The organism is Bradyrhizobium sp. 33ap4 (assembly GCF_032654765.1).
GTDB lineage: Bacteria > Pseudomonadota > Alphaproteobacteria > Rhizobiales > Xanthobacteraceae > Bradyrhizobium > Bradyrhizobium australafricanum.
This window is the reverse complement of the sequence record NZ_JAUMTJ010000046.1, coordinates 19416-31591: the sequence shown is the minus strand read 5'-3', so window position 1 is coordinate 31591 and position 12176 is coordinate 19416. Positions and strand designations below refer to the sequence as shown.

Here is a 12176-nt window from a genome sequence, read left to right as displayed (position 1 = left end):
CAGGCTGGCAAAGGCCCGTTCGGCTGATCGGCAGAGAGCACGCCAGTCGTGCGACAACGTGGGCGCGCCGCGCGTTCTGACGGCAAGCTACCCCTTCAGGGGTATTAAACTTTTTAAGTCTTTGTGCAGACTTAGCTTAGCCAGGATTTTGCAGATCCTTCCTGGGGCTAGAACCGACGCCGTCCGCATGCATTTTAAGCGGGCGGCGTTCGTACAATCTGAGCCGGCGTAAGCAGCAAGAAGCCCCGACGGGGGCTAGCGGCGTCAGGGCTTCTTTCCGGATGTGATCCTCCCCGGACCGCATCCTCAGCGCGCGACTGGCTGAGCGCACCGTCAGTCTACCGGGAAATCTCAGCATTTTAGACCGCTCTGCCGGATTACCTCGACTTGACACGTGTCGAAGTTCGGTAATGTCTCACCTTGAATTTTATCCCGCTTTGTCGCGTTTTCAGACGCGCGCTCCATCTGCTCGGCCGTAAGGAGGCGCACGCGAGGCTAGAGCGTTGATTCTTTGCCGCAGATGATCAACCAGCCGCTCCGCACCGACAGTCATGCAGCCATCATGCCCCCAAGGCACTTGGACGACCTCGAGCTGAGAACACAGGTGCCGCCAGTTCCGTCCCTCGTGTTCGGCCGCGTAAAAGGCAACGGCGACCTCGAGCGATGCCGGAAGATATCGCGCCATCGCCATCGAATAAGCATCCCACAGAGCCGGCGAAATCTTGCCCTTGGCGGTCCATACCGGTTCGCTCGTCGAATGCTTGGCGTCTCGCTATGCGGAAGCGATACTGGCGCTGGATCATGCGCGCGCTTTGCCGCCTGGGCCGGCTCGCGTTGAAGCGATGAAACATGCCGGCGCCCTTCGCGTCGCGGCAGACCGGATCACTGGCCCGAAGCTGCCCCGTCGCGGGCGTCTACCAAGTTAATCGGGCGACAAGGAGTGAGGCGCATTGCTCATCAAGCGCTTTGACAGGATGTCGCAGCGCCGGAACGTTTGAGCGATTCGTCAAATCGGTTCGGGATGGGAAAGTTTCGGCATCACGCTACTAAGCGTCGCGATAATCGCGGCGATGTATTTCTACGCCCTCAGTCTCGGATAGCCTATCCGCTCTCATATTCCAGTTCGCGCGCACCTACCTTTCTTGACTTGCAAGGCCGTGCGGCGTGCTTGCCGCTAATGCGACAGTTCCTGGACAGCAATTAGATCAGCTTCCCCGGGCCCGGATCGCGGACCCGTACCGCGTTCCTAATCCCGGCTTTGGCCGTGAACCCGAGCGCTTGAGATACACGGACTCAGATGTCTGACAGTCTGACATATCGCAGTCCAACTAACGCGTGACCAGCGGCCCTGACTGGGCCGAGCGCACTAAGCGTTCAGCCGCGCGCGTGCCGGGTCTCCACATTTTTCTCAGGGCCTCGTGGTGCGGGAAGTAGAGGCGCGCTATATCGCTTCGCCTGAGGAGATAAGGTTCCCGCGGCGCGGGCGAGTACCTGCGCTAGGCTTGCTCGCGCGAGCGCTTCCTAGAACTCGCTTTCAAGACCCGATTTGCGGCCGACCGGTTATTCGACGATGCTCCCACACGCTTTTCGCGAATGCAGCGCACTTTGATGACGAGCACACCGCATTTCGAGGGCAATCAGATTGGTACTCGGTAATAGTCATTTACCGATCGACCGGCCGCCGGATCATTCCAATTCCATGCCGTCTCATCACGATATTTGGGCGCGCCCTGCAGTTGGCTTTCTGTCACGCCAGTGACGTACCCGCCAAGATTGGTGTCGTACTTCAACGATTGCCAAGGCAGTGGATAGTGATCATCGCCGATGCCAAGAAGGCCGCCGAAGCTCAGGACCGCGTAGGAGACCTTTCCGCTCTTTTTGTCGATCATCACCCGCTCGATACTGCCGATCTTCTGACTGTCTGCACCGTAAACTGTCGTGCCTTCAACCTTGTCGCTGCCGATCAAGTTGCCGGATTCCTTCGCTTCGAGTCCCATAACATCCTCCGTTTAAGATCTTAACGGCAAATGTCTTCGGGAGAGCAAGGTTCCTACGATACGCCCGGTGCCAGCTTTAAGGTTGGGAAAAGGATGCAACCTTCGCCGTGGAAAGGCATTGCACGGCAATGATGCCCTTGTCACGGAGCTTGAAATGGCAAATGCAATCACAGTGCGGACGGCGATCGATATCGCTTGGAGCGTTTTCTGCGCCACTCACTCCGGGATTGATACATCAGATAGGCGTCGTTGTCTGCTTGAGCGTCACCTCTATGGGAGTTGGGATCGCCGCGAAGGCGATGCCGACGCGTGCGCAAGAGCTCCTCGAGCGCATCACTATAGAGGGCACGCGCGCGGTGATCGGCACCGCAAGGCCGGAGCATTGCCAAACTCGGTTCGGATGCAATCATCTTACTGCTCCGAGCGGTGCTTCCTAGCTAAAGGACCATCGATGCACATCGCCCAACTTGCCCTCGCTGAAAGCGTGCCTCCTAAGCTTTATGGAGGCGCCCGGCTCAACGTCCGGATTGCCGAGACCTAAAGCTTCTCTTTCACGACGAAGTAGCGGCCATCGGGCGTCACGGGATGCTTTATGCCGGCCACTTCTCAAATGAAGGGTTTGCCCCCGGTCACCGCGACGGTCGTGCCCGAAGTGTAGCTGGATAGCGGGTCGGCGAGCATCACGTAGGCTGTGGCGAGTTCAGCCGGCTGGCCAGCCCGCTTCAGCGGCACTTGCTTGCCAAAGTTCTTTACGGCCTCCTCTGGCATCGTCGAGGGAATAAGCGGGGTCCAAATTGGACCCGGCGCAACGGCATTCACCCGGATGCCGTTCTCCGCCAGCATCTGGGCCAGGCCGCCCGTAAAGTTCTGGATCGCTCCCTTCGTCGTCGCGTAGGCGAGCAGTATCGGATTCGGCATGTCGGAATTTACCGATGCCGTGTTAATGATGGCGCCTCCAGGCTTCATATGCGGGACCGCGGCCTTGGCGAGGTAAAACATCGCATGGATGTTCACCTCGAAAGTCATGCGCCATTCTTCGTCGCTGATGTCGCCGATGTCGGCGAAGGTCGCCTGATGCGCGGCATTATTGACGAGAATGTCGACGCCGCCAAGTTCCTGCACGGCGCGGTCGACCACGGTGCGGCAATGGTCGGCCGAGCGAAGGTCGCCCTCGACGAGGACAGCCCTGCGCCCTTCCTTCTCAATCATCGCCGCGACTTCTTTCGCATCGTCGCTTTCGTCAAGGTAGGCGATCAGGACGTCGGCGCCCTCGCGGGCGAAGGCTATGGCGACCGCGCGCCCGATGCCGCTGTCGCCGCCAGTAATAATGGCGCACTTGCCTTGAAGCCGTCCCGAGCCCTTATAGCTTGTCTCGCCATGATCCGGGCGCGGGTCCATCTTCCCCGTCGAGCCTGGCATGGGTTGTCGCTGGCTGGGAAACGGCGGTTTGGGATATTCGGGCATGATTCTGTCCTTTACTTCGTCCGGACGGCCTTAGCACCAACGGATTTCAGCGCGTCCACGACGCGCTTCGGATCGTCGCCATGGAAGTCGACGGATACTTCGATCGGGCCCTCAAGCTTCTCGCCCGGCTTCGGCTTTACCTTCACGTCGGCGAGCGCGGGTCGATCGCCGGATGTATTGTCGGCGCCCCTCGGCTGCACCACGTCGGTTCTCTGGACTCCGCACTCCTGCACAACGTGCTCGACCGCGAGCTCTGCCGCGCGGCGAGTATCGAATTCGGCGACGAGGATGCCTTCCATGCGTGTCTCTTTCGGGCAGGCGATGGCAAACAACCAACTGCGTCCCCCGGTGTTCCTATGGGGGCCGGCGGCCTTCGATGAACTCGTTAGAGCGCTCGCTTCAAATATTCTGCTGTCCGGCTCCCGGAGGCAGCAACTTGATCCGGTCGTCCGGACGCCACGATGCGGCCTCCTTCGTTTCCAGCGCCGGGGCCGACTTCTACGATCCAGTCGCTCTCCGCTGCAACAGACATATCATGCTCGACCAGAACGACGGTGTTGCCAGCCTCGACGAGCCCTTGCAGCTGATTGCCGAGCTTTGTGACATCGGACGGATGCAGTCCCGTCGTCGGCTCATCGAGAACGTATAATGTACCGCCACGATGGGCGCGCTGGAGCTCGGTGGCGAGTTTGACGCGTTGCGCCTCTCCTCCTGAAAGTTCGGTGGCCGACTGGCCAAGTCTAATGTAACCGAGCCCGACCTCGCGCAGAGCGCCCAAAGAGCGCGAAAGAACGTCATCGTCTTTAAAGAACTCGAAAGCCGCGTCGACGGTCATCGCCAGCACATCGGCGATCGACTTGTCCCGTATCTTGATCTCGAGCGTTTTCAGGTTATAGCGAGCGCCCCGGCACGTCGGACACGGAGTATAGACGCTCGGAAGGAACAGCAGCTCTACGCATACATAGCCTTCGCCCTCGCAGGTTTCGCAACGGCCCTTGGCCACAAAATCTGCCCGCGTCGTAGCGCCTGGCACGCGCCTGCTTCGTCCCGGCGAACAGTTTACGCACGTGATCGAGCAAGCCGGTGTAAGTCGCCAAATTGGACCGCGGGGTCCGGCCGATCGGCTTCTGATCGACCACAACGAGACGTTTAACGCGATCCAACCCTTCCGTAATTTCCCCACTCAGCGTACGCACGGTCTCCTGCAGCTCAGCTTCGTCCAGATCGGATTTGCGTTGCTGACCTAGGTTCTCCGCGATCGCCTCGACGAGAAACTGGCTGATGAGAGTGGATTTGCCCGAGCCGGACACGCCGGTTACACATGTAAGGACGCCGAGAGGGAGGTCGGCATCGAGACGGCTCAGGTTATTCCGCGTCACGTTCCGCAGCTTCAGCCAGCTGCTCGGCCGGCGGATCTTGCGTGGTGCCCTCGCGGCATCTTCGAACAGATACCTTCGTGTTTGGGACGCCTCGACTTTGGCCAAACCGGCAAGGCGCCCGCTGTAGAGTATCCGACCGCCCTGGTCCCCGGCAGCGGGCCCAACGTCGACGATCCAGTCGGCCTCGTGCACCACATCGAGCTCGTGTTCAACGACAAAGAGCGAATTTCCCGATGCCTTCAGGCGCCCGAGTGCCCGCAAGAGCGCCTGAGTGTCTGCCGGGTGCAGGCCAGCGGAGGGCTCGTCCAGTACGTAGACGACCCCGAACAGGTTCGATCGGACCTGCGTCGCGAGCCGCAGACGCTGCAGTTCGCCCGGCGATAACGTCGGCGTGCTGCGCTCTAAGGTGAGATAACCGAGGCCTAGCTCAAGCAGAACTTCGAGACGCCCGACGAGATCCTCGACGATTCTCTGAACGACAAGCGCCTTTTCGGGATGATCGTCGGTACCGTCTTTCTTGCTTCCATCAATATACGGTTTGATAAGCTCGTCGAGCTTGGCCAACGGCAGGCGAGACATCTCGGCAATGTCCATTCCTGCGAATTTGACCGAAAGTGCTTCTGCTTTTAGCCGCTTCCCACCGCAGACCGGGCAATCATCGCTCGACAGAAACTGCGCTACACGCCGCTTCATCATGACGCTCTGCGTGGTGGCATATGTCTGAAGCACGTACCGGCGGGCGCCGGTGAAGGTGCCCATATAGCTGGGCTCCTCCTTGCGCTTCAGGGCTTTTCGCGTCTCGGCTGGCGTGTATCCCGCATACACCGGTACGGTTGGCTGCTCGTCCGTGAAGAGAATCCAGTCACGATCTTTCTTCGAAAGCTCGCGCCACGGCCTATCGACGTCATACCCCAAGGTGACGAGAATGTCCCGGAGATTCTGGCCCTGCCAAGCCGAAGGCCAGGCCGCAATGGCGCGCTCACGGATCGTCAAAGTGTCGTCGGGTACCAGACTTCGTTCGACGACCTGATGAATTCGCCCGATGCCGTGACAGTTCGGACAGGCGCCTTCCGGCGTGTTGGGCGAGAAGGACTCCGCGTAAAGCAAGGCCTGCCCGCGCAGATATGTGCCCGCCCGCGAATACAGTATGCGCAAGAGGTTGGAGAGCGTCGTGACGCTTCCCACCGACGACCTGGTTGTCGGCGATCCGCGCTGCTGCTGAAGAGCGACGGCTGGCGGCAATCCTTCGACTGCGTCGACGTCGGGCACCTGCATCTGATGGAATAGCCGACGTGCGTAAGGTGATACGGATTCGAGATAACGACGTTGAGCCTCCGCGTATAACGTCCCAAACGCTAAGGAGGACTTGCCGGATCCGGACACGCCTGTGAAGACCACGAGCTCATTGCGCGGGATGTCCAGCGAAACGTTCCGGAGGTTATGCTCCCGCGCTCCGCGGACGCGGACGAAACCGTCGGCAATCGCGGAAGTCAGTTCTTCACTTCTATCGGCTTTCTCGAACATCGAGAGGTAAAAGCCCGGCTGCATCTCGTGGTTCCCGAGGGCACCCGGTCGAGTCGCCCGGGGCGCGTTAACGAAGGAACCATGAAGGAACACCCTTGTCGCGTCTGATACGGCAAAGTCCTTGAGACGACCGAAGAATGGCCAAGAGAGATGTGCTACGGCTGGGGCCACCTGGCGCCAATACGATTCACATCTGCGTCGACCCAAGTATCCGTCAGGCTGGCTCGATCGCCCTCATAAGGTCCCGCGCGATCTTTTGCTTCATCTGTTCCATGGTGCACTGGTTCGCCTTCTTGTCGGACCTCCATCTAAGGATGGTCGTGCCGTGCCGAAAGCGGCCACCGGTGAAGTGATCGTAGGACACTTCGACAACGTATTTCGGCTTCACCGCCTGCCATTCGGACGACCGTCTCGTCGACCATCGGCTTGGTCCGCCTGGCGCGTTGCCAGTGAAGCTTTTGGTTGCCGCAATCATCTCGAGTCTTTCGGTCAGCGCCGGCTTGTCCTTTGCCTTGATGGCTGACGAAAAGCCGACGTGGTGGTGCAGGAGGCCGTCTGCATCGTAAAGCCCCAGCAGCAATGAGGCGACAGCTTTGCGGCCGGCCTGCAGCTTCTCGCCGTAGCGAAAGCCTCCAATGACGCAATCAGCGCTGCGATATCGCTTGATCTTCTGCATGCCCTCGCGCTTCCCGGTCTGGTACGGAAGATCGAGCCGCTTCGCGACCACGCCGTCACTTCCGCCGCCGGCCGACTGCAGCCACCGCTCGGCATCCCCGAACTTCGTGCTGGCCGGCGATAGCCGAAATAGCGGCGCGCTCGAAAAACTGCGGCCAGCAAGCTTTTCCAACTGAGGTCGCCGTCGGGACAACGGTTGGTCGGCCAACTTTTTGTCGCCCAGCTCCAGCAGATCGAAAGCGAGAAATAGGGCCGGCGTGTCCCGGGACAGCTTCTGAACACGGCTAGCGGCCGGATGGATGCGCTGCAGGAGGTCATTGAACGAAAATTGCCCGCCAATCTCGACGACGAGCTCGCCGTCAAGCACAAGCCTCTGCTCGCGCAAATCGCGGGCTGCGGCGACGATCTCCGGGAAGTATCGGGCGAGATCCTGGCCGGACTTCGAGCGCATGGACACCGCGTCCCGGTCCCGCGCCAGCAGGCAACGAAATCCGTCCCATTTGGGTTCATATTGCCACTCCTTTCCGACTGGAATGGCATCGACAGAACGTGCCTCCATCGCCTCCATACGGACACCACGCGGCGGCGCTTCGACCTCCTGCTCGATGATTGGTCGCGGGAATACTATCGTGCGCGCCACTTTGGCGGTCAGGAGCCGCGCCAGGACGTCACCCGTAACTTTCAAATGCGCTTCGACGAGCGCGCGGGGAAGCCATTGGTTAAGCGAGATGTCGACATACCGGTTCGACCTGACATCTCCAGAAACCGCAGCGGGCGGTCTCCCGTGTTGTCGATGTAGTGCCCATCGCGAACGCGGCGTGTGGGCAGCCAGTCGGTTAGTAGGAAAGTGTTTTCTTCCGAGAACGCACCATCGTCGAAGACGAGCAGAAACTCGCACCCTTCACGTCGCTGTTGAGTCCTTGGATCGAGTGCGGGATTCCCGCCGGAAAATAGAAACATCGTCCGCGAATGTTCGAGCCGGCCTCGTCGACCGCGGTGATCCGCGCCTTGCCTCGAAGCATGTACGACCATTCGGCTTGTTTGTGCCAATGCAGTTCGCAGACGCCCCCTGCCTCCAGTCTCATGTTGACTCCTGACACGTCCTTTGCGATCGGCAGTTCTCGGATCGTCGTCTCGCGGGTCCACCCGCTCTTTTCGATCTGACGTGACTGTCAGCGAACGACCATTTCAGATTGGGCATCGAGCCGTGATCGGTTTCCGGCGGGCGGATGGTGAAGGGCTCCTGAACTTCCCGCGCAGGCTTGCGAGAGCCCGGGATGTGGGCCCCTTTGCCGTCTCGTTTAGGCTCCGGCGGATCTTTAGCCATGACCATTCTTGATCGATCGTTGTCGGTCCTTCCAGAACGGCCTCGGGTCCCCTTCGTTGCTAGAGCACCGCGTACGGCCACAGCGTTCGCAGTAGGAACGGTTCCGCCGCCGGTCCATTGCCCAGATTGAAGGAGCAGGGAATGGCGGATCAGGTGCGGCGCGGAGCGATGAAGCGCAATCCAGCACAGACGTTTCGGAAGGCGTGAGACCGCCCGCACGGTGCGGCAAAGCCTGGAAAGAAGGGCAGCCGCCGGGCCAGGTGCTCGCATTTCTGCGTGATGTGGTGCGAGAGGCTCCGCTGCCCTCGGTGCTCGTCGCCTTCATGCTGGGCTGCCTGATCGCGCGTCGTTAGCCGGGAATATCGCGATCAATCGCAAGATCATCGAACAGGGGCGAAGAACCTCCGGCAAGCATCGCCGCCAGAAGTTCCGCCGCGAGGAAGCTGAAGGTAATGCCGTTGCCGCCATAGCCAAAGGCGGCGAAGATATTCTTGGAGCCGGGCACACTGCCGATCAACGGCAAGCCGTCATGGGTGGTATCGAAGGCGCCCGACCAGCCGAACGCCACATCTTCCGACGCATGCGGCCAAAGCGCCTTCAGATAATCATTGAGCGCCCTCACCTTGGCAGGCGTGGCGTCATCACGAGCGTCAGGCTCGATGAGCGTACGGTCATCTTCGCCACCAAGGATGATGCGGCCATCAGCGGTGGTCCGCGCATAGTGATAGTTCCGGCTCGCTTCCCAGATGAGCGCCTGTTCGGGCCACAGATGGCCTGGCTGCCGCCGGCTCGCGATGGCCCAGCTGGAAGCTGGTTGCTGCGCCGTGGGCCGCACAATATCCGGCATCACATAGCCGGTCGCGAGCACAACCTGGCGCGCCTCGATCGAAAGTCCGTTCTCAAGGCCGACGATGACTCTCTGGGCCGTGCTGTCGTAGGCAACCGCGTTGGCCTTGAGAAGGCAGGCGCCGCGTTGCAGGGAGATATCAAGCAGGCCATGTGTGAGCAGCACAGGATCGGCATCAGCCGCGTCCCTTGACAAAAGAGCGCCCGCCCGCGCGATGCCGAAGCGCTTCAGCAGCGCGGCGTGATCGAGATAGAGGGACGGCAGATCGGCGCGGCTCCTCAGCGCATATTCATCCTGAACAAGGTTCGGACTGTCATCGACGACGAGATAGAGCGAGAGACGCCGTCGCATCTGGCAGGCAATTCCATGCTGCCTAACCAGGGACGGCAGGCCTTGCGCGGCATGGTGGCTGGCCCGATAGCAGCGAACCGCCTTCTCGAAACCATAGAGCTGCGCGAGTTCGAACAGCGGCCGGTCGATTTCCCAGAGCAGCATGGCGGTGCTGGCCACCGTGCTGCCGAGACTGGGAAGCTCGCGATCGATGACGACCACCTGGCGGCCTTGCCTTGTCAGGCGCTCGGCCATCAGCGCACCGGTGATGCCGGCGCCGATGATCAACACCTCGCACCGAAAGCTGTCAACGATCGGCTCAATTGGCAGCGGCCGTAGGACGGCCCACGGTGTGCGCGGGCTACGCAGATCGCCCTGCTCGATGTCCTCGTCCTTGAAGATGGAACGCTCCCTGAGCCTTGACCGGATCTCGCTAGACCTTTACCGGGCGCAAAGCCGACACGGCCGGAGCATTGATCGGCCGTCCGTTGGGCGCAAAGATCGAACCGTGGCACGGACAATCCCAGCAGCTCTCGAAGCTGTTCCAGTGCAGATGACAGCCAATATGCGTGCAACTGGCCGAATGAAGATGCAGTTCGCCAGCCTTGTCCTTGTAGGCTGCGATCTTTTCGAGTCCCCGCCGCAGAATGGCGCCCTCACCCGGCTGAAGCTCTTCGAGCGAAGCGATTTCACCCGGCGCCACATATTCCGCGAGGTTTTGCAGGATCGTCATGTTCTCGCGCAGGAAATTCCGCGCCGCTGCGAGCGGCTTGCGATCCGGCGCATAGACGGACTTCCACGGATGATCTTCGCCCAGAATGAGGGCTGTGTTCAGCATCGCGCCCATCACACCATGGGTCAGGCCCTGGCCTGAATCGCCCATTGCAAGGTAAATGCGCTCGCTGCCGGGCTCGCGGCCGATGAAGCCGGCATAGTCGATCGTGTCGAGAACCTGACCCGACCAGCGATGGGTTATGCGGTCCAAAGCCGGGATCAATTCACGCGCCCAGTTCTCCAGCCGAGCAAAGCGCTGGTCGGCATCGTTGGCATCACCGCTTTTATGGTCTTCGCCGCCGACCAGCACGAAATCAACCTCCTCGGGGCCCGTTTGCAACCGCACATAATGGTAGGGATCTTCGGTGTCCCAATAGAGCGCGTCGGGCAGTTCGCCCCGCGCGATGGCAAAGGCGAGCACGTAAGTGCGGTAAGGAGCAACCTTGGTATGCAGTTGAAAGCGGTCGGCGATTGATGCGTTGGTCGCGATGACAGCATGCGCGGCCGTGATCTGCCCCTGTGAGGTTCGCAGCGTGACGCCGCCGTCATGTTCGGCGACTTCCTCGACCGGGCTGTTGGCAAAGAAACGGACGCTGCCGCTTGCGCAAGCGGCAGCAAGTCCGGCGAGATATTTGAGGGGATGGAATTTTGCCTGGCGCGGATAGCGCAAGACGTGCCGGCTCTCGCAGCCCTTGAGCGGCACGCCGACCAGCCGGTGCACCGGTGCGCCGACCTCGCGCACCGCTTCCAGCTCCTCATCGAATATGTCGGCCGGCATGCCATTGCCTTGAAAAAGATAGCCGTCAAGACGGAGAAAGTCGCAGGCAATTTTCTCGCTTGTCTGGATTTCCTCGATGCGATCCACGGCGGCGGCCTGACTTTCGTAGAACAGCTTGGCGGCCTCGGCGCGGCGCAGCTTCCTGAATTCGCTCATCAAATCATCGCAGAGCGGCGCAAGATGCGCCGAGGTGCGCGCCGTCATGCCGCTTGCGATACCCTTGCGGTCGATGACGATGACCGAGCGGCCGCGCTTCATCAATTCGTACGCCGTCGACAGTCCGGCGATGCCCGAACCAACCACGGCGACATCGCATTGCACATCGCCTTTGAGGGCACCCGCCTCCGGCAGGATTTCGGTCTCCATCCAGAGCGAGGTGCTGACCATGTTGAACTCCACCCAAAGAGGCAAAACGCGGCCTGTTTGCGCGAGTTCCTGCGGACGCACGAGACGCCCCACCCTCATAATCTTCCCGGCCGGCTGTGGCGTTCACGCCCAGGAACCAGCTCGGCGAGCATGCGTTCCCCCCACTTTAGGAGCGAGGAGCGGCGTCATGGGACTATTCACCAAAGACATCAAGACGATGGATGATCTGCTGCTGCATGGCTTGCAGGACATCTATTATGCCGAGGAGCAGATCACCAAGGCCCTGCCGAAGATGATCGACAAAGCCACCAACCGGGATCTGGCCACGGGCCTCAAGAACCATCTCGAGGAGACCAACAAGCAGATCGAGCGTCTCGAAAAGGTATTCGAGAAACTCGGCCAATCGCCAAGCGGCACGCAATGCCCAGCCATCGACGGGATCATCAAGGAAGCCGACGAGACGGCCGGCGAGATCGAGGACAAGACGGTGCTGGATGCGGCGCTCGTCGCCAACGCGCAGGCCGTCGAGCACTACGAGATATGCCGCTACGGCACCTTGATCGCCTGGGCGGAGGAGCTCGGCCACGACGATATCGTGCGCTTCCTTACCACGAACCTAAACGAAGAGAAGACCGCGAACGCCAAGCTCAATACGGTTGCGTTGCGCAAGGGCGTCAACAAGAAGGCCTCCACCTCCGCCTGATTCCCGGCAGGG

8 protein-coding genes and 1 pseudogene are annotated in these 12176 nt (G+C 60.7%); 1 reads left to right on the top strand and 8 read right to left on the bottom strand.

What is annotated here, in order from left to right; genetic code table 11:
- Positions 1-1637 precede the first annotated feature (1637 nt).
- The 8 genes and pseudogenes from Q2M23_RS30020 to Q2M23_RS29985 form a co-directional block, all read right to left on the bottom strand.
- Positions 1638-1997 (bottom strand): PRC-barrel domain-containing protein, encoded by a 360-nt coding sequence (locus tag Q2M23_RS30020; protein ID WP_225649539.1) that lies wholly within the window; start codon positions 1995-1997, stop codon positions 1638-1640.
- A 606-nt stretch (positions 1998-2603) separates the two neighbouring features.
- The gene (locus tag Q2M23_RS30015) at positions 2604-3461 is read right to left on the bottom strand and encodes a glucose 1-dehydrogenase (RefSeq protein ID WP_253589145.1); all 858 of its coding nucleotides are present in this window, start codon (positions 3459-3461) and stop codon (positions 2604-2606) included.
- An 11-nt stretch (positions 3462-3472) separates the two neighbouring features.
- Positions 3473-3760: a hypothetical protein gene (locus Q2M23_RS30010; protein WP_253589144.1), complete on the bottom strand. Its 288-nt coding sequence runs from the start codon at positions 3758-3760 to the stop codon at positions 3473-3475.
- 86 nt (positions 3761-3846) lie between these two features.
- Positions 3847-6364: pseudogene (locus Q2M23_RS30005) on the bottom strand (ATP-binding cassette domain-containing protein).
- Between the two features lie 214 nt (positions 6365-6578).
- Entirely contained in the window at positions 6579-7598 is a 1020-nt protein-coding gene (locus Q2M23_RS30000; protein WP_316398001.1) for an ATP-dependent DNA ligase, read from the bottom strand.
- Between the two features lie 277 nt (positions 7599-7875).
- Positions 7876-8139 (bottom strand): cupin domain-containing protein, encoded by a 264-nt coding sequence (locus Q2M23_RS29995; RefSeq protein ID WP_316397986.1) that lies wholly within the window; start codon positions 8137-8139, stop codon positions 7876-7878.
- A gap of 576 nt (positions 8140-8715) precedes the next feature.
- A complete protein-coding gene (locus tag Q2M23_RS29990) occupies positions 8716-9834 on the bottom strand; it encodes an FAD-dependent oxidoreductase (protein WP_316397985.1) in 1119 nt (372 codons plus the stop codon).
- A 142-nt stretch (positions 9835-9976) separates the two neighbouring features.
- A complete protein-coding gene (locus Q2M23_RS29985; protein ID WP_316398000.1) occupies positions 9977-11482 on the bottom strand; it encodes an FAD-dependent oxidoreductase in 1506 nt (501 codons plus the stop codon).
- Between the two features lie 166 nt (positions 11483-11648).
- On the opposite strand from Q2M23_RS29985, the gene Q2M23_RS29980 reads away from it, so the two are divergent.
- Positions 11649-12164 (top strand): ferritin-like domain-containing protein, encoded by a 516-nt coding sequence (locus Q2M23_RS29980; RefSeq protein WP_225648791.1) that lies wholly within the window; start codon positions 11649-11651, stop codon positions 12162-12164.
- Positions 12165-12176 lie beyond the last annotated feature (12 nt).